This window comes from Clostridium folliculivorans, from assembly GCF_024341905.1.
In the GTDB taxonomy this organism is placed as follows: domain Bacteria; phylum Bacillota; class Clostridia; order Clostridiales; family Clostridiaceae; genus Clostridium_AR; species Clostridium_AR folliculivorans.
On the sequence record NZ_BQXY01000002.1, the window covers coordinates 273,433 to 296,702 of the forward strand.

Below are 23,270 nucleotides of genomic sequence, written 5' to 3' on the forward strand. Positions count from 1 at the left end.
AGGAATAGACTTATGGAAAAGAATAAATTATTAGTACTCGGAGGACCTACTGCAGTTGGGAAAACTGATATATCCATAAAATTAGCTAAAGAGCTAAATGGGGAAATAATATCAGCTGATTCGATGCAAATATATAAATATATGGATATAGGTTCTGCGAAAGTTACAGAAACTGAGATGGACGGAGTTAAACATTATATGATTGACGTAGTACATCCAAAAGAAGAATTTAGTGTTTCTGACTTTAAAAATCTAGCTAAAGGTTATATTGAAGATATACATAGCAGGGGGAAATTACCTATAATTGCTGGAGGTACAGGGCTTTATATAGATTCAATAATTTGTAACTTAAGCTTTACGGAAAGTAAGAAAGATGAAGTATATAGAGCTTACCTAGAAAGTTTGGCTGACGAACATGGTAACCAATATATTCATGAGCTGCTTAAAGCTATTGATATTGAAAGTTATGAAAATATCCATTTTAATAATAGAAAAAGAGTTATAAGAGCCCTTGAGGTATACAAAACTACAGGTAAAAAATTTAGTGAGTATAAAGAAAAAGAATCAATTTACCAATGTGATTATGATCTTTATTATTATGTTCTAACTATGGATAGAGAGAAGCTTTATAGCCGCATTAATAAAAGAGTAGATATTATGCTTGATAATGGACTGATTGAAGAAGTAAAGATGTTAATGAATATGGAGCTTACTCCAGATATGCAGTCAATGAAGGGAATAGGCTATAAAGAAATACTATACTATCTTGAGGATAAAATTTCCTTAGAAAAAGCTGTTGAGATGATAAAACAGGGCAGCAGAAACTATGCCAAAAGGCAGCTTACTTGGTTTAGAAAAGACCCTAGAGTTGTTTATTTAGATAAGGATATATTGTCAGATGCCGAAATAATAAACAAAATAGTTGATGACATAAATATTCAATAGCATTATAATAATATATAAGATTAAGAAAATTTGGAGGTTACGGTTATGAACAAGTCAACAAATAATTTACAGGACATTTTCCTAAATGGTGCAAGAAAGAATAAGATTTTAGTTATAATACATTTAGTTAACGGATTCCAATTGAAAGGTTTTGTAAAGGGTTTTGATAGCTTTACTGTTGTTCTAGATTCAGATGGAAAACAGATGCTAGTTTATAAACATGCGATAACTACAGTAACCCCAGCAAAGCCAATACTATTTAATACACCACAAGTTGATGAAAGTTTATAAGTATTAGCATAGGCAAACAAATTGTTTGCCTAATTTTTGCTCTTTAAGCAATTATGCTTTAAATAGATGCGCAAAAAATCACTAATGAAAGACACATTAGCGATTTTTTCATTTATGTGTTAATATAATTTTATTGCTATAGGATAAATTTGGAGGTTTATACATGTTAGATATTACAAAAGATTTTTTAAGAAAAAGCTACAATATTAACGAAAATACCTTTGCTCTTTATGAAAAGGCTATTGAAGATGTACAAGAGCAATTTGATATGTACGATAAAATAAGAGAGTTTAATCAATTAAAGGTTCTTAATGCACTTCAAGAAGAAAGAATAAGTGATACACATTTCACTAACTCATCTGGTTATGGATATGGCGATGTTGGTAGAGATGCTTTAGATAAGGTTTATGCAAGGATTTTTAATACAGAAAGCGCTTTAGTTAGACCGCACTTTGTAAATGGAACTCATGCTATAGGAGCTGCTTTATTTGGTAATCTTAGACCTAATGATACTTTATTTACTGTAAGTGGTAAGCCGTATGATACATTACATAATATTATTGGAATAAGTGGAAATGAAAACATAGGTTCTTTAAAAGAATATGGCGTTAATTATAAACAAGCAGATTTGACTTCAAAAGGTAAATTTGATTTTGACTTAATAGAAAAAGAGTTAAAAGAAGATAAGAGTATAAAAGTTGTACATATGCAAAGAAGCACTGGCTACGGCTGGAGAAATTCTTTTTCTGTGGCAGAATTAGGAGAAGCTATAAAGCTTGTTAAATCAATTAGAGAAGATGTTATAGTGTTTGTGGACAACTGCTATGGTGAATTTATCGACACTATTGAGCCAACAGATGTTGGAGCTGATTTAATAGCTGGTTCCCTAATCAAGAATATAGGTGGAGGAATAGCGCCTACAGGTGGATATATAGCAGGGAAGAGCGCATATGTAGAACAGGCTGCATTCAGATTAACTATACCTGGAATAGGAGGAGAGTGCGGTTCTACTTTCGGAGTGATGAGACAGTTATTCCAAGGTTTATTTTTAGCACCTCATGTAGCTATTGAGGCAGTAAAAGGTGCTGTATTCTGTGCTAGAATTATGGAACTTGCAGATTTTGAAGTTCTTCCAAAGTTTGATGAAAAAAGAAGCGATATAATTCAGGCTATAAAATTCAATAATCCTGAAAAGTTAATTAATTTCTGTAAGGGAATCCAAAAAGGATCTCCTGTAGACTCTTTTGTTGAATGCGAACCATGGGATATGCCAGGATATAACGATCAAGTTATAATGGCTGCAGGAGCATTTATACAGGGGTCATCAATTGAATTGTCTGCAGATGCTCCAATTAGAGAACCTTATATTGCATATTTGCAAGGTGGATTAACCTTTGATCATGCAAAAATAGGTATATTAATAGCTTTATCTAATATAGGCTAATACATATATGCAAAATAAAAAGAACGGATTAAACCGTTCTTTTCATTTTTAACCTATAAGTTAAAATAACAAAATTAAAATCATCTAGGAATACAATATAAATTATACAAACATCCTAGTATATAGATATAAATACCTCTTACAAAAGGTATAACTCTTCTTACTTTTAAACCTACATTTCTTAATATCAATAGATATATGAGCGATTTAAGTTTAAGTATGTAATTTAATATGATCTGAACAATCCAACTAAGCGTCCTAAGATAGCGCAATCATCAACTATTATTGGATCCATTGTCTTGTTTTCTGGTTGCAATCTTATATGGCCATTTTCCTTGAAGAATCTTTTTATAGTTGCTTCTGTCTCTATCAAAGCGACAACTATTTCGCCGTTGTTAGCGTGACTAGATTGCTCTATTATAGCAAGATCGCCATCTTCAATACCGACATCCACCATGCTACTACCGCTTACTCTTAAAGCAAATAATTCATTATCATGTTTTATGTAGTCTATAGGCATAGGAAAAACATCTTCTACATTTTCGGTTGCGAGTATTGGTTCGCCTGCAGTTACCTTACCAACTATAGGAATATGTATCATTTCTTTTCTAGGAGTAGATAACTCAGCTATTTCTAAAGCTCTTGGTTTAGTAGGATCCCTTTTAATTAACCCTTTTTTCTCCAATCTCTTAAGATGACCATGAACAGTTGATGTTGATTTTAATGAAACAGCTTCACAAATTTCTCTTACTGAAGGTGGGTATCCTTTGTTTTCAGTATAATTTTTCAGGAATTCATATATCTCATTTTGTTTAGTATTTTCAAGCATAACTTACACCTCTCAATCTAATTAACTTGATTATATCACAGATGTTAGCGCTAATCAAACGAACGTTCTCTATTTATTGATATTATTACTAAGTTTTGATATAATTACTGGGTATATTAACATATAATATTGACAATACATGCAAAGTAGAATAGTATACTTTAGTAGAACTATAACTTTATGTTTTATTTTATTGAGTTGATGTTGTAAAGTAATTAGATAATTGAGAGTGATTATAAACTTATAATTAAAAAATATAGTGGATGTGATTATAGAGAAAAGATATTCAATTTCCGCTAATTTAAGTGAATAAGTTAATTTGTACAGTCAATAATCTATATAAGCAATATCTTATACAATATAAACTTAATATTATAATCTTTAGGATAGGAGAGAAGAAATGAATACAAACGGTAATCTAGCAGATGAGTTATGTGATATTTTCCCTAACAAGGTATGTGATAACTGCGGCAAATGCCTTGAAAATGAGGGGATAGACCTAAAAGCTATTAAAATTGAAGATATAGCTAGAAATGTCGATGAAAATGATTTTGTTGAAGAAGAATTAATAGAGTTAGATGAAGATAATTATGATGATTTAGATCTAGACGTCGTTGACGATGAAAATGATGAAGTGATTTACGAAGAAGAAGAGTATGAAGATGCCTGGGATCACATAGAGTACATAGATGATTTACAAGATATATTAGATGATGATACAAGTATACAAAAACTAACCGAAGAAGTTTATCCTGGTTTAATTAAAATTAAAAGAAGAGAGTAGAAGAGCGTTCATTTTGAACGCTCTATTTATATCTATTTATTTTTGAAAGTGGGTTTGAATTTACAGCTTCTCTTAGACCTTCGTCATCAATATGAGTATATATCTGGGTTGTTGAAACACTTTCATGACCTAATATCTGTTGAAGGCTTCTTATGTCAACATTGCCGTACTTATACATTAGGGTAGCAGCAGTGTGTCTAAGTTTATGAGGAGTGTATTTATCTTGTGTCAGCCCGCTATTTGTAATATGCTTTTTAACTAATATTTCAACGGTTCTTTTATCAATTTTTTTATTTCTAGAAGAAAGAAATAAAAATCTTTTATTTTCTGCATCACATTTAGAAGAATCTCTTGCAGCAATATATTTTTGGATAGAATCCAGAGAAGCTTCGTTTAAATATACAGTTCTTTCTTTATTTCCTTTACCTATTATAGTAAGAGTATCATTTTTAATTTTATCTATTTGTATATTACACAGTTCAGATAATCTTAATCCGCAATTTAAAAACAATGTTAAAATACAATAATCCCTTAAGTAGTTTTTGTTTTTCTGATCTAAGGAATTAAGCAAATTAATGCTTTGATCTAATGTAAGATATACTGGATGTCTTTTGCTTATCTTTGGCGTTTCTAATTCTACAGTAGGGTCTTCGGTAAGTATTTTTGCTTTTGTAGAAATAAATTTAAAATAAGATTTTAAGGCAGCAACTTTTCTAGCTCTAGCATAAGTTCCATTGATTCTTTGTTTTTCTACAAAACTCATAAAAGCATATAAATCCGTAAGTTTTATAGTTCTTAGAAAGTTTTCGTCTATATCCGTCAAAGGAATTTCATTAAAATCAATTTCTGAGTTACATAATCCTTTATATAATTTTATAAATCTAAAAAATACTGTTAAATCAAATTTATACCCGGCAATAGTTCTTTCTGATTTACCTTTTATAGTTTCTAAGTAATTCAAAAAATCTATAACTGAATTTGGCAAGTTATTATATGCTTGAATTGCTTTTATATCATATTTCATTGAAAAATCTCCTTAATCATATGTTCTTATTAAATTATACCATATTTTCCTTTGAAATTATAGTATAATTTCGCTAAATTAGCATTTAGCGAAATTAATTTTACGCATTTTTAGGTGCTTTTATTGGTTTATATCATATAAATCATCATTTATTACTTGGATTTCGTAAATTTATTTGAAAATCAATAATCTCGCGTTGAATTTTAATAAGTTTGAAATAAATTCAATTTATTCACTTGAAATGATATTTTTTATTTATTATAAGAATTTTATTTTCCGATCATAAAACTACAATTTTTGACAGTAAAATCTTTATTAAAAATTATCATTGATTTTGACGAAAATTTTCTACGGAGAATTTTCAAAATCATTACTATATATCTTACATAATTTCTAAAAATATTATTTTTCTACAAATTAACCATATATTTTTATTAAAATTTATTAGAATTATTTAAAATACGAGCTTGAATATTTTTATAATAATTAATAATAGTTTCTTAATTATTTTTTTATTTAAGCTTATATTTAAATATATACTTAAAACTTAATTTTTCATTTATAAGTGATATATATTATCCTAATTCTCTTCTTAAGTAAAAAATATTCTCAGCTAAAATCATAAGTTAGACTTATTACTTCATTTATATTTTTAGACTTCTACATTTTCAACTCTCACAAATGAGAATTGTTTTCTCTTCGTTTTTTTGTTGCTAATGCTCTCTATTAACTTTACATAATAACATATTAAACATTATGTAAAGTTAATACTAATAAAATAAGGTTAAGAAATCTAATTTGATTTCTTAACCTTATTAATTTGAATTTAAATTTTATTAAACATTAATTTGAGCTTCTACACCTAATAATTCTTTATTAGCTTCAAGCACTGGCGAAACTTCATCTCTTAAAAATTCATCCACTTGACCTGGTGCTCTACCAACAAATTTAAGCGGGTCTATTATACTGTATATTTCTTCTTTTGATAATAAGAAACTATCATCAGCAACGATTCTTTCTATTAGATCATTGTTCAATCCTTCTTCTTTTACTCTTCTAGCTGCATCCATTGAATGCACTCTTATTTTTTCATGCATTTCTTGTCTGTCTGCTCCTCTTTTTACAGCTTCCATCATTATGTTTTCTGTAGCCATAAAAGGTAATTCATTAAACACGTGTGCTGATATAACTTTATCATAAACAACCATGTTTTCAGCTATATTTATATAAAGATTTAAAACTCCATCTAAAGCTAAGAAAGCTTCAGCTACAGCTATTCTCTTATTTGCAGAATCATCTAAGGTTCTTTCAAACCATTGAGTTGAAGCTGTTATAGCAGGATTTAAAGCATCTACAACTATGTATCTAGCCAAAGCTCCCATTCTTTCTGAACGCATAGGATTTCTCTTGTACGCCATTGCTGAAGATCCTATTTGATTTTTTTCAAACGGCTCCTCTACTTCCTTCATGCTTTGAAGAAGTCTCAAGTCGTTACTGAACTTGTAAGCACTTTGAGCAACTTCTGATAACGTATTAAGTACTATAGAATCAACTTTTCTAGGATATGTCTGACCTGTAACAGCATAACTGCTAGTATACCCCATTTTTTCAGCAACCATCTTATCTAAGGTTCTTATTTTTTCTTCATCACCATTAAATAAAGTCATAAAACTTGCTTGAGTTCCAGTTGTTCCCTTAACTCCTCTTAGTTTTAGCTTTTCAATAACAAAATCTAAGTTTTCAAGATCGATTAATAAATCCTGAATCCATAATGTAGCTCTCTTCCCTACTGTGGTAAGCTGAGCTGGTTGGAAATGTGTAAATCCAAGTGTAGGTAAATCTTTATATTTATTTGCAAAATTACTTAAATGATTTATAACATTTATAAGCTTCTTTTTAACTAATAATAAAGCATCTTTCATTATTATTATGTCAGTATTATCCCCTACATAACAACTAGTTGCTCCTAGATGAATTATTCCTTTAGCACTAGGACATTGTAATCCATACGCATATACATGACTCATAACATCATGTCTTACTTCTTTTTCTTTCTTTATTGCTTCATCATAATTTATATCGTATATATGCTCTTTGAGCTCATTAACTTGCTCTTCAGTGATATTTAACCCTAATTCCCTTTCACTCTCCGCTAGTACTACCCAAAGTTTTCTCCAAGTAGAAAACTTCATATCATCGGAAAATAAATACGACATCTCTTTAGATGCATATCTTGAATTTAAAGGTGTGCTATACAAATTTCTCATTTTCTTTCCTCCTGCGAATAAAATGTAAAAAAATACAGTTATCATTCGTATTATATCATATTTTTTCTTTTTTTACAGGTATATTTTATTATTTATTTTAATATATATACTATGGGAATTTAATTTGATGGGAGTTGAAAATTGTGTACAAGCTAAGTCTTATCGACAAGCTAAGTTTTCTACTAGTACTTATAGGAGCAATTAATTGGGGGTTAATCGGATTACTTAATTTTAATCTAGTTAGGCTAATCTCTCTAGGTAACTGTTATATCGAAAGAATAATTTATATTTTGGTATTTGCTGGTGCCGTTAACCTTATAGTCGTATTACTAAGAAGTAAAACCGATTTCAAAAAAAGTTGCTGAACATAAATAAAAAAGGTTCCTTTCGGAACCTTTTTTATTATTCGTCTAAACCTTCGATTAATTTAACGATTTCTTCAGCAGCTAAAGTTTCGTCATCTCCTGAAGCTATTACTTTTATGTTAGCATCTTTAGTTACGCCTAAAGAAAGAACTCCTATTAAACTCTTAACATTAGCTTTCTTTCCATTGAATTCAATGCTAATATCAGATTTAAATGATGATGCCTTCTTTACTAATAATGTTGCTGGTCTAGCGTGTAAACCAGTTGAATTTTTAACTAATACTTCTTTAGTTACCATTATATCCACCTCTTTAATTATATTTTATATCATTAACTATTACATTATAATAATTTTTGGACAAAATATCAATAAGTTTTGGACAAGTTGGTTATTTTAGTTTATTTATAAAAGATTTTAATCTTTTTACACCTTCTTCTATATTGTCTATAGAAGTGGCATAAGATAATCTAATATAGTCATCAAGTCCAAAAGCTATACCAGGAACAGTGGCTACAGCACTAGTTTCTAGCAGAAGTTCAGAAAACATTTTCGAATCTTCAATTATAGTTTCTCCAAATTTCTTTTTTAAATAATATGATATATTTACCATAACATAAAACGCACCACTCGGATTAATTATTTTTACGTTTTCTACTTCATTTAGCTTATCTACCATATAATTTCTTCTTCTTTCAAATTCAAGAATCATATCCTCTACTAATTTCACTGGAGAATTTAACGCCTCAATAGCAGCATACTGAGCTATAGTATTTGGATTTGATGTCATATGACTTTGTATGCTAGACATTAGCTTTATTACGTTTTCCGGACCAGCAGCATAACCTATTCTCCACCCTGTCATAGCATATGTTTTTGAAAGTCCATTTATTACTATTGTTCTATTAAAAGTATCTTCTGATACTGCTGCAATACTAAAATGTTTCTCTCCACCATATATTAATTTTTCATAAATTTCATCTGATACTATATAAAGATCATTTTCTTTTGCAAAATTAGCTATTTCAACTAACTCTTCTTTAGAATATATAGTTCCAGTAGGATTATTAGGAGAGTTAATTAATAAAGCTTTAGTTTTTGCTGTTAAACTTTGTTTTAAATTTTCTATAGTGTATTTGAAGTCATCTGCCTCTTCACACTGTACATAAACAGGAACTCCATCAGCTATTTTTATAAGTTCAGGATAACTTACCCAATAAGGTGTAGGTACTATTACCTCATCACCGGGATTTAATAAAGCTAAAAATAAATTTCCTAAGCATTGTTTAGCCCCATTAGATATAATAACCTGTGAAGACGAATATTCTAATTGATTATCATCTGAAAATTTCTTACATACAGCCTTTTTTAATTCCAAAAGTCCTGACGCTGGTGTATATTTAGTGTGCCCATTTTCCATAGCACTAATTGCAGAATCAATAATATTCTTAGGAGTATTAAAATCTGGTTCTCCTGCTGCAAAACTTATTACGTTCACCCCAGTTTTCTTCATTTCATTTGCTTTTGCTGTTATTGATAGTGTTATAGAAGGCGTTAAAGCTTCTATTTTTTTTGATAATGTCATGATACCCCACCTTTATAATTTATTATAAAATCTAACAATCTTATCTAAGTATTCTTTATCAATTCCATACTGTCCAATTAAGTTACTACCATCATTAGAGCATACTCCATGGCAATCACTACCACCAGAAACTAAAAGTTTATATTTTTTACAAAGATTAAAAAATTTATTTACTTGCATACCTGAATGACTTGGATGGAAAACCTCAACGCCACAAAGGCCGTAATCTTTTAATCTTTTTATTACCTTTTCTACATCTATATTTCTATAGATCTTCCCAGGATGAGCTAGAATTGGAATTCCTCCAGCTTTTCTTATCAAACTTATGGTTTCAGTATAATTAAATTTATATCTTTCTACATAAGCAGGACGACCTTTTATAAGATAATTATTGAAAGCTGCTTTATAATTATCTACATAGCCTTTCTCAACAAGAATCTTAGCTATATGAGATCTTCCAGCAGTATCCCTACAACAACATTCAATGTCTTGCATACTTATATCTACAGAAAGATCATTCAGCTTTGATATTATTTGTCTTATCCTATCTAACCTTATAGCCTTAAGCTTATTCATAGCATCGTTAAGTTCAGTATTATTGATATCTATAAAATAGCCTAATATATGTAACTCCGAATCATTGCAGATTGTGCTTATCTCAACTCCAGATATAATATTAACCGAAGTCTCACAACCCTTTAAAACGAATTGTGAGCATATTGAGTCATGATCCGTAATAGAAATAGTATTTATGTTCTTTTGTTCTGCGATATGTATTATTTCTGAAGGGCTTAATACCCCATCAGAGTAATTAGAATGTATATGCAAATCGGCATATTTCATCTCAGCACCTTATTTCCATTTGATATATTAAAATATATCATTATTGATTGTAAATGTAAATATGGAGCTCCATTACAAGAGCCTAATTTGTGCCTGTTCAAAAATCGTGCACCAATGAATTTTAGACATGCATAAATAAATAATTGAAGTTGGAAATCTACATGAGGCTCTATTACAAAAACTCATTTTATATTTGTTAAGAAATCGAGTGTTATCAAGCTTTTACTACATGTACAAATTAATAATTAGAGTTAAAACTATATAATTCAGAGCAAATAAAGAGACATATTAATATGTTGTAAAAATGTGGATATATACAAAACATATGTTTTGTGATATACTAAGATAGTTACAGAAGAATGTACCTAACGGTGCAAAACAATTTTATCCATAAATTAAGATATTATTTGGCTCTTGTGATTTTTATTGCAAGAGTCTTTTATTTTTATTTAAATAAAAATTAGGAGGAAAAATGGAAATTTTAATAGTATTTTTACTAAAACTGCTGGACAACACTTTGGGCACAATGAAGAATATATATCTAGCCCGTGGAAAGTTCTTCTTTTCAAGCTTACTAGCAGCGTTATCTACAACTATATACATGATTGCTGTTGTGAGGATGGCAAAGTCAGACGGGATACTAAGCATCATTGCTATATGTGCTGCAACATTTATCGGCACTTTAATTCCAGGGCTTGCAGTTAAAAAGTCTGAGAAAGAGAAACTTTATATCTTTGATATAACCGCAGACAATATGCACAGCGGCAAAGAGTTTGCAGATATTTTAAGAAGTGCAAACATCGCCATAAAAACCAGTGTTGTTTATGACCAGATGATGACAAAGACTCTTTCAATAAAGGCATACTGTGCCAATAAGGAAGAAAGCAAAATCGTGAACAAAATTATATCCCCAGCTTTCAAATACAATGTTTATGCACCGATGAGTTTGGAGTAAACTCGACTAAGTGACGCTATATCAAACAGCTATAATATCACTTCTTTTTATCCCATAGAACTCTTCAGAGTTCTCAACAGCTCTTTATTTATTGAAACCCTTAAACCACTTTCTGTAGAATGGACTATTATCATTTTGATTTTCCACATAACTCCATTCTTAAGGGTTACATATTTAATTATTATCAAAGGCTTTATTACCTATACTATCTATAATATAAATTCCTTTAATTCTTTAATTTTTTATTTCTTAAATAACCTATTTCTATTGCTGCTACTCCTCTATTCTACAATTCCCCTACAGTAATAAATCATTTCAAAGACGTCCTCAATATTTAAATTCCGTAGTTTAAGACCTATTTTAATGGTACAAAACAAGAGCACTTATTATCTTTAAAATCATTTACACATGAATAATATATAAATAGTACATTAAATAATGATATAAGCCCGAAACACGTATTTAAATTTACTAGAATTTATCATGGAATATATGCCTTTGGACATTTTTATGATAAATAGCATTTCCAATTGAAGTGATACATCTTTAATAGCTCAATATATGCAATATAAAAATGTACAACCTTCATTTTTAGTGTATTTCTATATACAATATTTCGCATTTTGTGAAATATTGCTCGCAAAATTCCTTCAATTGTGCTAATTTTCGAGACTACTTCTAATGAAATCGCCTTATATATTGACCTTCTGAATTAAGTAAGGGTTCTAATTCTTTAAGTTTTTCTAATTGTAATTCCACATCACTGCTCTCCTTAAGAAAAACTGGTTCTTTCATTCTATTAAATAATCCCATTCTATTGTTCACCTCACGTATTATATAAGGAGATCGAACCATGTTTTTCAAAGATTCTACATATTTTTACTATGAATACCAGCTGCAACCTAAAACTCCATATACAGTAAAATTAACTCCTAATAATTCAAGATACATTCTATTACAAGAACTTCCACCAGTCATATTGTCTATTGATTCAATCATCCTTAATATAATAAGCTTTTGTACTTCTATTGACATTTTAGTTTTTTTAGCCATTAAATTAAAATTATAGAGAATATCCTTATCAATTTCATTAAAGTTGTAGTTATCATGCTTGCCGTCTAAGTAATAATATATTTTTATATTGCAATCAGTCAAAATGTCTTCTGTAATATTTTGTTGTTATAATAACTTTCAAATATAAATATTTCAAAATGATCAACTAATTTTAGCTTACTCTAATCATTGAATTAAACTTAATATAAATAGTTATACAGCTGTACCACTTAAATCGGAAAACTATTTTTAAAATGCCTCTAGCTTCTGAGAGGCAGCTTTGAAAATATAAATTTTATAATGAAGTGATACATCCATAATACTTATCTTAAAAATATATCAACTAAATCAATTTTTACGTATTCCTATACTACAAATGGATCAATACCATCCCTAAACCCGCATGTTTCCTATATATTTATATGATTTTTTAATTATATAAACATATAATTATATCTTCATTTAAATTTAACTTTTTTAACTTCTTATCTTTTTAAATTCTTTAGTTCTTAACTTCTATGATTATTTGCAGAAGCCATGCCACCTTTCTCAATTTGCATCCTTATATGGATCTACAACTTCGTATAAAAATTTATATTTTAAAATTCTCTTACCAAATAAAAAGAACTGCCTGATCATAGACAGTTCCTCTTCATTGAAAATATTTTATTATTCATCTACCCAAACCATTCCTGCTCTAGCTTTAAATCTTCATCTATCATATATCTAAACAATTCATGAAACTTTATATAAAAATCATCTTCTAACATTTCCTCTAGAATTTTTCTATCATTTAAGGTTAGTGACTTGCAGTAGTTTCTTCCTTGTTTTAAGGTTTCTAGGTTCATGTTATAGGTAACAAAGTGCTTGATCTATCTTTTCTTTATTTATGTAATTATCTAGGTTGTTAAAGGCATATATAACCTCTTAAATTAGATTAACTACCTTTTATTTTCCTTCTTCTATATAAAAGCTAGAAGCTGATCTTATGAAATCATCATCATAGGATAACTCTTCAAGTTTTGCTACAATCTTATGTCTATATTTCGATATGTTATCAGAGGTTTTAATCTTATGATAAAATCTATCTATAATATTTATCATATAGTCTTTAAACAAGGTCTCCATTATTTCCTCAGGAGTTTGTTGTTTGGTTAATTTATCTATGTACTTCTTTATATTTGTATTAAGAGTTTTTAAAGCACTTAAAATCTCTTTTGTGTTTTCAAATATTTGCTTAAGCAAAATACCACTATCGAAATTTTCTGAGGAATATCGATAGTGATAAATAGAAATTATATTTCCTTGATATTCAACACTTTCTTTATTTATTAGCTTTTTCAGAGCCTCAATCATGGTTACAGCATAATCATTAAAGTTTATTATCTTTATAATTAATAGTGGCTTCTATATAAAACCAGCCATAATCTACAAACTTTCTAACTAATGCACTGGCCTTGTCCTAGTTCATCTACAAGAGTATTTAAATCCTTTCCCTTAATATGTCTTCTATTTCATCTACTAATATTTCTCTATCTTATAAATATCTATGAGCAGAAGTTAAAGGAGAAAGTAGATTATCAGGTGATATTTTAATTAAATGACTATCGAAATTATCACCGCCATGCTTATTTTTACGCAAAGTATTTTAATACTATGCCATTATATGTCTATATAATTCTAATTATATACTTTAATGAGAGCTTATGTTATATTTTATTCAAGAAAAAGTACCTAGAGCTTACTGCCCTAAGTACTATACTGTATAGGTTTATTGAATTAGATCTTTACCTTTAACTTTTCCTTTAAGTAAATTCTTCTCTTGTAACCATTTGATATTCTTATCCCAAACATTTTCATCCTGGCTTAAGAATTTGCCACTTTCATTCTCCATAAGCGGAAGTAATATACTTAAGCTTTTCTTCTCTACTTCTGAATCCAGTGGAAAATCTTTGCTTTGAGCCTTTAACACTAAATCTAAAGCTTTATCAGGATTATTTTTAGTATATTCATAACCTTTTTTTGCAGCTGCTAAAAAAGCTTGTATTGCACTATTGTTATTCTTAAGTCCATCCTCACTTGCAATAAATGCTAGTTCATAGCTGTTTGCTACTCCATAGTCTACTGGATTAAAAGTGATAAGCTCAATACCTTCTTTTTCTAACAACAACTTTTCATGATTTATATATCCACCTATTATTGCATCAACTCTTTTTGTTTCCATAGCAGGCATCAAGTCGTAACCAACATCTACAAAATCTACTTTTGAAGCATCTGCACCAGCAGCACTTACCATTGCCTTAACTGTTTCCTTATCTATATCAAAGGATGCATATCCAACCTTTTTACCTTCTAGATCTTTTAAAGTTTTAACTCCTGAGTCCTTACGTACCATAAGTTGGTTTAGTGGACTTCTAACTATTGCACCAACAGATTTAACTGGAATGTTTTCTCCTCTTGCTAAAATAACTTGCTTAGGATAGCTTATAGCTAAGTCAGCTTTATTTGCCGCTACTAATTTAATTCCATCATCTGTACCTGCAGGTGTAATTAATTTAACCTTTAATCCTGCCTCTTTAAAATAACCTTGTTCCTCTGCAGCATATAAGAAAGTATGCACTGCATTTGGATACCAGTCTAATAGTACACTAATTTCTTTTAAGTCTTTAGATGCACCTTTTTCTTCCTTATTATCTGACTTTGTAGAACATGCACTTAATAAGAAACTAAACATTACTACAATAACTAATGAAATACTAAGTTTTTTTAATTTCATGATTATCCTCCTTTATTACTCTTCTGTATTTTAATAAAACTTTTTCTAGTAAAAAACCTGTTGAAAATAGTAGTAATCCTAGAAAAGATAGAACTAACACACCTGCAAACACTGAATCTGATTGTAGCATCCCTGCTGTTCTCTTTACATATATACCAAGTCCCTTTTCTGCTCCTAACCACTCGCCTATGGTAGCCCCTGCAACACTATAGGTTGCTGCTATCTTAAAGCTGCTTAAGAAATTAGGAAGCACAGTGTTCATATGAAGTTTAAAAAATATTTGAAGCCTGCTTCCACCTAGAGCTTTCAAGACATCCTCTAAATCCTTATCTACGCCATTTAATCCATCTAAGGTGCTTATAACTATAGGAAAGAAGCAAAACAGTACCACTACAGCTACCTTTGACCATATGCTGTATCCAAACCACATAACCATAATTGGAGATAAAGCTATTGTAGGAATTGTTTGAGAAAATATTATAACTGGATACAAGGTTTTCCCAACATTTCTCCAAAGATAAATTGAAAGAGCACAAGAGATACCGATAATTACAGATATCATAAGCCCAAGTACGGCTTCACCTAAGGTTATAATCGAATGCCCATATAATAGCTCTCTTTGAGTCCATAACGCCTTAAGCACCACAGATAATCTAGGTATAATATATTTCGGCACTTTAAAATATGGTATCAAAAACTCCCATGCTAGAAGTAGAAGTATCAAGAATACTAAAGGGAATATATAATCCTTAATCTTTTTCATTATGAATTCCCCCTCTCATTCTCTTCTAGCCCATCAAGAATATTTAGAATACTTCTCTTCAATTCTATAAACTCACTAGATAGTGTGGTTTCATAACTTCTTGGCCTTCCTATATTAACTTCTATAGATTTTAAATTTTTATAAGGTATTTCAGTACAAATCAGTATTCTGTCTGATAAGAGTAAAGCCTCATCTATATCATGGGTTATCATAAATACCGTATTTTTTTCCTTTTGACAAAGATCTAAAAGCCACGCCTGCATTTTTCTTCTAGTTAACGCATCTAAAGAAGAAAACGGCTCGTCCAACAAAAGCATTGAAGGCTTATTTACTATAGCTCTTAAAAAGGAAGCTCTCTGCCTCATACCACCGGATAATTCATAAGGGTAGTACTTTTCAGTGCCTTCAAGTCCAAAGTCTTTAAAATAAGCAGCAGCTGTTTTCCTTGCTTCTTTTTTACTGTGTCCATTTAATTCAAGGCCAACCGCTGTATTGTCTAGAATATTCCTCCAGGGCATTAGTGAATCCTTTTGTGGCATGTAGCCTATTATGTTTTTATTGGCTTCCTTAGCTATCTCTATGCTACCTTTCTGAGGCTTAATCAAGCCTAAAATCAGTCTAAAAAGAGTGCTTTTCCCTGTGCCACTTGGCGCAATAATTGTAACAAATTCATTTTTATCTATAGTAATGGATAAATCATCAATTATTAACTTCTCTGAATCCTTATACTTAAACGATAAATTATTAATTTCCAATGCTTTCATATAAATTATCCAACCTTTTTCATAGCCTTTATATCAAAATATGTACTAATATATGTATTAATGATATTACGAAAACTTGAACTAAACATGTTTTTCAAATAGAATAACATTTTGAGAACAATTTTCTGAAAACTGCAAAAAACTCCTTTCAATCAGTATCTGCATACCATCGAAAAGAGTTAATAATCTAATAATCGTAAATCTATATATTTTTAGATTTACCTGTCATATTGTCTTAAAACTTCCCTTCGCTGGCATTACCCAGTGCAGGTTCAAAGGGTCTGAAAAACTTCATCTCAGCCTTAATGGCCCCCCTAGCATTACAGATAAATTTTATAGTTTAAACTGATAATTGTCAATAGTTTCTGGATATTTATATATAGCTATGTTTAAGAATATCTCCAAAATTGATTGGTTAATCATCTTATGTTTTAACCTGTAGGTAAATAAAATCAATGATTTAATCGTATACAAAAAGGAGCTCGTACACCTGAACTACTGCCCTTTGTGTAAAAGCTCCTCTTAATATTATTATCTTGGTTGTACTATTAATTTTATTGCTGTTCTTTCTTCCCCATCAATTATTATATCTGTGAAAGCTGGTACACAGACTATATCTTTTCCACTAGGAGCAACGAAGCCTCTAGCAATTGCGATAGCCTTAACAGCTTGATTTATAGCTCCCGCACCTACAGCTTGTATTTCTACGATATTTTTTTCTTTTATTATAGCAGCTAAAGCTCCTGCCACAGAGTTAGGATTAGATTTTGTTGATACTTTTAATACTTCCATTATTATATGACCTCCTAGAAATTATCGATATCGTTTACATAAAGTATAATAATTACCTACTTTATCTATATTCTATATAAACTCTGAAAAACCTCTTTTTTTAAAATTTATTTTTAAAAAAATCACAAAATTATTTCCACATTCTTCATTTGTGTTTTTTTGTGGCCTAATTTTTCCAATGTAGATGAGGCGAGTTTGCAAGGCAGTATATTATTCTTTAGAATAGTTGTGATTATTTCTTATCTATAAAGATATAATTATCATCATATTTATTTAAAGAATAAAAAAATACATTTTGCTTTCACAAAATGTATTTTATAATTACTTGGCATAGTCAACTGCACGGGTTTCTCTAATAACATTTATTTTAATTTGTCCTGGATATTCTAATTGTTCTTCTATGTTCTTTACAATATTCCTTGCCATTTCAATGGCCCCTGCATCATCAACTTGATCTGGTTTAACCATAATTCTAATCTCTCTTCCAGCTTGAATGGCATATGACTTTTCTACACCTTCGTATGAATTTGCAATTTCTTCGAGCTTTTCTAATCTCTTAATATAAGCTTCTAAGGTTTCTCTTCTTGCGCCTGGTCTTGCTGCCGAAATTGCATCAGCTGCTTGAACTAGTACTGCTTCAAGAGATAGCATTTCTACATCACCATGATGAGCTGCTATAGCATTTACTACTATTGGTGATTCATGATATCTTTTAGCTAAATCTCCACCTATTAAGGCATGAGGTCCTTCATACTCTTGATCTACAGCTTTACCAATATCATGTAACAAACCAGCTCTTCTTGCGAGTGTAACATCTAAACCTAGTTCAGATGCCATAAGTCCTGCTAAGTATGAAACCTCGATAGAATGTTTTAGAACATTTTGACCATAACTAGTTCTATACTTTAATCTACCTAGAAGTCTAATTAATTCAGGGTGTAGTCCGTGTACTCCGGTTTCGAAGGTAGCTTGTTCTCCTTCTTCCTTAATATCATTTTCTACATCCTTAGTTGCTCGTTCTACCATTTCTTCTATTCTAGCTGGGTGAATTCTACCATCTACAATTAATTTTTCTAGAGCGATACGCGCTACTTCTCTACGAATTGGATCAAAACTTGATAGTATTACTGCTTCTGGAGTATCATCAATAATTAAATCAACTCCTGTTAATGTTTCTAAAGTCCTAATATTTCTACCTTCTCTACCTATAATTCTGCCCTTCATTTCGTCGTTAGGTAAAGCCACAACGTGTACAGTAGATTCTGAAACATGATCAGCGGCACATCTTTGAATAGCAGTAGTGATTATTTCTCTTGCTTTCTTATCCGCTTCTTCTTTTGCTTTTGTTTCAACTTCTTTAATCATTATAGCAGCATCATGTTTTATTTCCTTACTTATTTCGTCAAGAAGAATTTGCCTTGCTTCTTCGCTAGATAGGCTTGATATTCTTTCTAGCTCTTCGCGCTGCTTTGTGTATAAATTCTGTACACTATCCTCTAATTGTTGAACCTCTTGTATCTTTTTGTTGAGGCCCTCATCCTTTTTCTCTAAAGCATCACTTTTTTTGTCTAGAGATTCTTCTCTTTGTATTAATCTTCTCTCTAAACGTTGAATTTCATTTCTTCTTTCACGGGATTCTCTTTCAACATCACTTCTTAACTTATGAACTTCTTCCTTAGCTTCCAAAATTGATTCTTTTTTCAGTGCTTCTGCTTCTCTTTTTGCGTTATCCAAATTAGTTTCAGCTTCCTGTTCTAAGCTGGACATTCTACGTTTAAAAGTATTTTGAATTACTGAATACTCGATAATTCCTAGCACTATTAAAACTATTATACAAACTATAATTTCAATAATGTATCTTGTCATTATTAACACCTCCTTCGCACTATTTTAGCAATATATATTATAAGTAAATATGAAGGCGTAGTAAGGTGCATATTAAATTCTCACTGTAATTAAATGAATATGATAAACCAGTATTTGTTATTATTTTATATTAATTTTAAAATTATGTCAAGTTGATAGGTAAAAGCTTGTTAAAAACAATTTAATATCTTTATATATATTATTATTATCAATTGTTTGTAATTTATAACAAAAAAATAAATCGCAAATGCGATTTATTTTTGGTCTCCAGTTGATTTGTTTTGTTTTCCTTCTGCCTTAGTAGTAGCTACTTCTGCTTTAGCAGATTCTTTTGCTACAGTAAGTGGCAAATTATATTTTGATCTTATTTTATTTTCTATTTCGAATGCTATTTCAGGATTTTCTTTAAGGAATTGTTTTGCATTTTCTCTTCCTTGTCCTAATCTCACATCGCCATATGAGAACCAAGCACCACTTTTTTGTATAATTTCATCTTTTACACCAACGTCAACTAAGTTACCTGTCTTTGATATTCCTTCTGCATACATAATATCAAATTCAGCTTGTTTGAAAGGAGGCGCAACCTTATTCTTAACTATCTTGATTCTGGTCCTATTTCCAACAATACTTTCACCTTGTTTTATTGAATCAATTCTTCTTATGTCCATTCTAATTGAAGCATAGAACTTTAAAGCTCTACCACCAGTTGTTGTTTCTGGACTACCAAACATAACTCCAACTTTCTCTCTTAACTGATTAATAAATACAACTACACACTTTGACTTATTTATAGTACCAGCTAATTTTCTTAAAGCTTGAGACATAAGTCTAGCTTGTAGACCAACGTGAGAATCTCCCATTTCACCTTCAATTTCAGCTCTAGGAACAAGTGCTGCAACAGAGTCAATAACTATAACATCAATAGCACCTGATCTAACTAAGGCTTCTGTAATTTCTAATGCTTGCTCACCTGTATCTGGTTGAGAAACAACAAGATTATCTATATCTACACCTAGAACTTTAGCATAGCTAGGATCTAAAGCATGTTCAGCATCTATGTATGCAACTGCACCACCAACTCTTTGAGATTCAGCCGCTATATTTAAAGCAACAGTAGTCTTACCAGAGCTTTCTGGTCCATATATTTCTATTATTCTTCCTCTAGGAACTCCACCAATACCTAAAGCTATATCTAAGTCTAAACAACCTGTTGATATAACATCAAAATTTAGTGTACTATGTTCACCTAATTTCATTATTGAGCCTTTTCCAAATTGTTTTTCTATTTGGCCCATAGCAGATTCTATAGCTTTAAGCTTTTCCATATCAATACCCATTGATAAACACATCCTCTCTCTATCGAACGTCTGTTCTATTTATATTATAAGGTACTTTAATATATAAGTCAACACTAATGTACGCTTAAAATTAAAGTAATACCTAGTAATTTTTTCTTTTAAAATGTTTGGTGATATCTTCTTTTATATGATTCTACTATATGGATGTACCATTTCATTATAAAATTTATATTTTTAAATCTGCATCTCAGAAGAATGACATTTTGAAAATAATTTTCGGAGTTAAGTTGTACATCTTTATTAATTCTTACTTAAGAAAATAGTAAGATTATAATCATCAGAATAGAAAAATAAATTTAAATTAACCACATAATAGATGTACCACTTCAAGCTATAAATATCTTCACATCACCTTTTGACTAGATAATTTGAAGATATGCATTTATAGGGTTCCAACTTCAATTATTAATTTATACATGCTAAAATTTATAGGTGCACGATTTTCAAACAAGTATAAATTAAATTTCCGTAGAGGAACCCTATAGTTATGAAGTGGTACATTCATTAAAACAATTATAAATTGACTAAAGTCAACATTAGTTAATTTAAATACAATACTATCAATCATACAGTCTTTAAAATTATCGACTATTTTTATGATTATTAAACTTATTTATCTGTATTTATTGCATCTTTATTTTTTACAAAATAATCTACTCCAGATAAAATTGTCACTATTACAGCTATATATAACGCAATAGTTGGAACTATATCAAAGAAATTGTTCATCCAACTGTGTTTATATATTAAATCTGTTAAGTACTTAGAAGAACCTATATTAACCTTTAATAATAATAAAATTATAGCAACAATTTGAATTACAGTCTTTATTTTTCCCCACCAACTAGCTGCAATAACTGTACCGTCAGAAGCTGCTATAGTTCTAAGTCCAGATACAGCAAACTCTCTAGCAATAATTATAACAGCAGCCCAGCTTGGTATTACATGAAGCTCAACTAATGAAATAAGTGCAGATGTAACTAATAACTTATCTGCTAACGGATCCATAAGCTTTCCAAAACGAGTTATTTGATTTCTACTCCTAGCTATGTATCCATCGAGTTTATCAGTTAATGAAGCTAATATAAAAATAAAAGTAGCTATAAAAGTACTATATGTTAAGTCTCTAAATGCTATAAATATCAAAAAGAACGGTACTAAAAATATTCTGATCAAAGTTAGTTTATTAGCAAGATTCATTACAAACAACTCCCAACAAGTCATATTCAGCGGAATCAGTAATTTTAACTTTTATTATATCACCAATAGTTAATTTATCTTTAGTATGATTTACAATAATAGTACCATCTATTTCAGGAGCCATCTCATAAGATCTTCCAATATAATTTTCTCCATCATATTCTTCTATTAGAACATCATAGATATTGCCAATCTTAGCTTTATTAGTGGTTTCTGAAACATCCATTTGAGTTAACATTAATAACTCTTCTCTTTTTTCTTTAACTTCTTCTTCAACATGGTTTGGCATTAAAAATGCTGGTGTTCCTTCTTCTTTTGAGTATTTAAACACACCAACCTTCTCTAGTTTATAATCTTTCAAAAAGTTTTTAAGCTCGCTGAAATCTTCATCAGTCTCTCCAGGGAAACCTACAATCAATGAAGTTCTTAAAGTTATACCTTTAACTTTTTCCCTTAAAAGCTCTATCTTGTTAATGATATCTTCTTTAGTTGTCTTTCTTCCCATAGCTTTTAAAATATTATCACTTATATGTTGTATAGGCAAATCTATATATTTACAAACCTTAGGATTTGAAGCAATTTCATCTATTAATTCATCATATATTTCTTCAGGATAGCAGTATAAGAGTCTAATCCACTCAATACCTTCTATCTTGCCTAACTCATTCAATAATACATGAAGTCTGTTCTCTTCATATAAATCTATTCCATATCTTGTAGTATCTTGACCTATTAGTATAAGTTCTTTAACTCCAGCTGACGCTAATTTCTTTGCCTCTTCAAGTACACTTTCTAAAGCTCTACTTCTGTATTTACCTCTTATCTTTGGTATGATACAGTATGTGCAGAAATTATCACATCCTTCTGATATTCTTATATAAGCTGTTGCTTTATCAGTTGTAATAACTCTTTCACCTTCATTTATATTTGTATTACTGTATTCAAGCTTAGTTATTCTTCCTTCTTCTTCTTCTATAAAAGATCTTATAAACTCATCGATTTTATTATAATCATTAACTCCAAGCATTATATCAATTTCAGGCATTAGCTCTGTGAGTTCACTTCCGTATCTTTGAGTTAAACATCCTGTGGCGATAAGCAACCTACAGTTATACTTGTTTTTATATTCTGCCATCTCTAATATTGTATCTATCGATTCTTGTTTAGCTTTCTCTATAAAGCCACAAGTATTAACAATAATTATATCTGCAGATTTAGGGTCATTAGTTAATTCGTAGCCAGACTTTAGCTTACCCAGCATAATTTCAGAATCAACCCTATTTTTGTCGCATCCTAGGCTTATCAAGCCCACCTTATATTTCGTCAACTTAATTCCTCCTGTGTTCAATACAATATATAATACAAATT

At 30.0% G+C, this 23,270-nt stretch carries 24 protein-coding genes and 1 riboswitch; of the genes, 6 read left to right on the forward strand and 18 right to left on the reverse strand.

Going from position 1 to position 23,270, the window contains the following annotated elements; genetic code table 11:
• The first annotated feature begins 12 nt into the window (after window positions 1-12).
• From miaA to OCU55_RS07615, 3 genes are all read left to right on the forward strand, one after another.
• Complete coding sequence (gene miaA, locus OCU55_RS07605) at window positions 13-945, forward strand: tRNA (adenosine(37)-N6)-dimethylallyltransferase MiaA (protein ID WP_261851723.1); 933 nt, start codon at window positions 13-15, stop codon at window positions 943-945.
• A 45-nt stretch (window positions 946-990) separates the two neighbouring features.
• A complete protein-coding gene (hfq, locus tag OCU55_RS07610; RefSeq protein WP_183277363.1) occupies window positions 991-1,236 on the forward strand; it encodes an RNA chaperone Hfq in 246 nt (81 codons plus the stop codon).
• Between the two features lie 163 nt (window positions 1,237-1,399).
• Window positions 1,400-2,680 carry a methionine gamma-lyase family protein gene (locus OCU55_RS07615; RefSeq protein ID WP_261851724.1) on the forward strand — a complete coding sequence of 427 codons (1,281 nt, stop codon included), beginning with the start codon at window positions 1,400-1,402 and terminating at the stop codon, window positions 2,678-2,680.
• A gap of 226 nt (window positions 2,681-2,906) precedes the next feature.
• On the opposite strand, the gene lexA is transcribed toward OCU55_RS07615, so the two are convergent.
• A complete protein-coding gene (gene lexA / locus OCU55_RS07620) occupies window positions 2,907-3,509 on the reverse strand; it encodes a transcriptional repressor LexA (protein WP_200267058.1) in 603 nt (200 codons plus the stop codon).
• Between the two features lie 400 nt (window positions 3,510-3,909).
• Here lexA and OCU55_RS07625 point away from each other — a divergent pair, with 400 nt between their 5' ends.
• Window positions 3,910-4,293 (forward strand): hypothetical protein, encoded by a 384-nt coding sequence (locus tag OCU55_RS07625; protein WP_261851725.1) that lies wholly within the window; start codon window positions 3,910-3,912, stop codon window positions 4,291-4,293.
• A 22-nt stretch (window positions 4,294-4,315) separates the two neighbouring features.
• On the opposite strand, the gene OCU55_RS07630 is transcribed toward OCU55_RS07625, so the two are convergent.
• Both OCU55_RS07630 and purB read right to left on the reverse strand, forming a co-directional pair.
• The gene (locus tag OCU55_RS07630) at window positions 4,316-5,317 is read right to left on the reverse strand and encodes a tyrosine recombinase XerC (RefSeq protein ID WP_261851726.1); all 1,002 of its coding nucleotides are present in this window, start codon (window positions 5,315-5,317) and stop codon (window positions 4,316-4,318) included.
• An 836-nt stretch (window positions 5,318-6,153) separates the two neighbouring features.
• A complete protein-coding gene (purB, locus tag OCU55_RS07635; RefSeq protein ID WP_261851727.1) occupies window positions 6,154-7,584 on the reverse strand; it encodes an adenylosuccinate lyase in 1,431 nt (476 codons plus the stop codon).
• Window positions 7,585-7,727: 143 nt separating this feature from the next.
• On the opposite strand from purB, the gene OCU55_RS07640 reads away from it, so the two are divergent.
• Window positions 7,728-7,949 (forward strand): DUF378 domain-containing protein, encoded by a 222-nt coding sequence (locus tag OCU55_RS07640; protein ID WP_261851728.1) that lies wholly within the window; start codon window positions 7,728-7,730, stop codon window positions 7,947-7,949.
• Window positions 7,950-7,986: 37 nt separating this feature from the next.
• Here OCU55_RS07640 and OCU55_RS07645 read toward each other — a convergent pair whose 3' ends face one another.
• The 3 genes from OCU55_RS07645 to OCU55_RS07655 form a co-directional block, all read right to left on the reverse strand.
• Complete coding sequence (locus OCU55_RS07645; protein WP_206867639.1) at window positions 7,987-8,247, reverse strand: HPr family phosphocarrier protein; 261 nt, start codon at window positions 8,245-8,247, stop codon at window positions 7,987-7,989.
• A gap of 91 nt (window positions 8,248-8,338) precedes the next feature.
• Window positions 8,339-9,532 carry a pyridoxal phosphate-dependent aminotransferase gene (locus OCU55_RS07650; protein WP_261851729.1) on the reverse strand — a complete coding sequence of 398 codons (1,194 nt, stop codon included), beginning with the start codon at window positions 9,530-9,532 and terminating at the stop codon, window positions 8,339-8,341.
• Window positions 9,533-9,544: 12 nt separating this feature from the next.
• Complete coding sequence (locus tag OCU55_RS07655; RefSeq protein ID WP_261851730.1) at window positions 9,545-10,375, reverse strand: PHP domain-containing protein; 831 nt, start codon at window positions 10,373-10,375, stop codon at window positions 9,545-9,547.
• A 472-nt stretch (window positions 10,376-10,847) separates the two neighbouring features.
• Here OCU55_RS07655 and OCU55_RS07660 point away from each other — a divergent pair, with 472 nt between their 5' ends.
• Window positions 10,848-11,330: a hypothetical protein gene (locus OCU55_RS07660; protein ID WP_261851731.1), complete on the forward strand. Its 483-nt coding sequence runs from the start codon at window positions 10,848-10,850 to the stop codon at window positions 11,328-11,330.
• 678 nt (window positions 11,331-12,008) lie between these two features.
• Here the strand turns inward: OCU55_RS07660 and OCU55_RS07665 are convergent.
• The 12 genes from OCU55_RS07665 to rimO all read right to left on the reverse strand — a co-directional run bounded on the left by OCU55_RS07665 (window position 12,009) and on the right by rimO (window position 23,229).
• Window positions 12,009-12,143, reverse strand: coding sequence for a hypothetical protein (locus OCU55_RS07665; protein WP_261851732.1), 135 nt, complete (start codon window positions 12,141-12,143; stop codon window positions 12,009-12,011).
• A gap of 69 nt (window positions 12,144-12,212) precedes the next feature.
• Window positions 12,213-12,485: a hypothetical protein gene (locus OCU55_RS07670; protein WP_261851733.1), complete on the reverse strand. Its 273-nt coding sequence runs from the start codon at window positions 12,483-12,485 to the stop codon at window positions 12,213-12,215.
• Window positions 12,486-13,060: 575 nt separating this feature from the next.
• Window positions 13,061-13,231, reverse strand: a complete 171-nt coding sequence (locus OCU55_RS07675) for a toprim domain-containing protein (RefSeq protein ID WP_261851734.1) — start codon at window positions 13,229-13,231, stop codon at window positions 13,061-13,063.
• A 100-nt stretch (window positions 13,232-13,331) separates the two neighbouring features.
• Window positions 13,332-13,778 carry a Wadjet anti-phage system protein JetA family protein gene (locus tag OCU55_RS07680; RefSeq protein WP_345795591.1) on the reverse strand — a complete coding sequence of 149 codons (447 nt, stop codon included), beginning with the start codon at window positions 13,776-13,778 and terminating at the stop codon, window positions 13,332-13,334.
• A 376-nt stretch (window positions 13,779-14,154) separates the two neighbouring features.
• On the reverse strand, window positions 14,155-15,159 hold the full coding sequence (locus OCU55_RS07685; protein WP_261851735.1) for an ABC transporter substrate-binding protein: 1,005 nt from the start codon (window positions 15,157-15,159) through the stop codon (window positions 14,155-14,157).
• Entirely contained in the window at window positions 15,140-15,922 is a 783-nt protein-coding gene (locus OCU55_RS07690) for an ABC transporter permease (protein WP_261851736.1), read from the reverse strand. The genes OCU55_RS07685 and OCU55_RS07690 overlap by 20 nt, the downstream gene beginning before the upstream one ends.
• Window positions 15,922-16,686, reverse strand: a complete 765-nt coding sequence (locus OCU55_RS07695; protein WP_261851737.1) for an ABC transporter ATP-binding protein — start codon at window positions 16,684-16,686, stop codon at window positions 15,922-15,924. Before OCU55_RS07695 ends, OCU55_RS07690 begins: the two co-directional genes overlap by 1 nt.
• 226 nt (window positions 16,687-16,912) lie before the next feature.
• Window positions 16,913-17,012: riboswitch (TPP riboswitch) on the reverse strand.
• Window positions 17,013-17,217: 205 nt separating this feature from the next.
• Complete coding sequence (locus OCU55_RS07700) at window positions 17,218-17,478, reverse strand: stage V sporulation protein S (RefSeq protein WP_073016013.1); 261 nt, start codon at window positions 17,476-17,478, stop codon at window positions 17,218-17,220.
• 321 nt (window positions 17,479-17,799) lie between these two features.
• On the reverse strand, window positions 17,800-19,344 hold the full coding sequence (gene rny / locus OCU55_RS07705) for a ribonuclease Y (RefSeq protein ID WP_261851738.1): 1,545 nt from the start codon (window positions 19,342-19,344) through the stop codon (window positions 17,800-17,802).
• A gap of 254 nt (window positions 19,345-19,598) precedes the next feature.
• A complete protein-coding gene (gene recA / locus OCU55_RS07710) occupies window positions 19,599-20,681 on the reverse strand; it encodes a recombinase RecA (protein WP_261851739.1) in 1,083 nt (360 codons plus the stop codon).
• A 630-nt stretch (window positions 20,682-21,311) separates the two neighbouring features.
• A complete protein-coding gene (gene pgsA / locus OCU55_RS07715; protein WP_261851740.1) occupies window positions 21,312-21,902 on the reverse strand; it encodes a CDP-diacylglycerol--glycerol-3-phosphate 3-phosphatidyltransferase in 591 nt (196 codons plus the stop codon).
• Complete coding sequence (gene rimO, locus OCU55_RS07720) at window positions 21,889-23,229, reverse strand: 30S ribosomal protein S12 methylthiotransferase RimO (RefSeq protein WP_261851741.1); 1,341 nt, start codon at window positions 23,227-23,229, stop codon at window positions 21,889-21,891. The genes pgsA and rimO overlap by 14 nt, the downstream gene beginning before the upstream one ends.
• Between the last annotated feature and the right edge of the window lie 41 nt (window positions 23,230-23,270).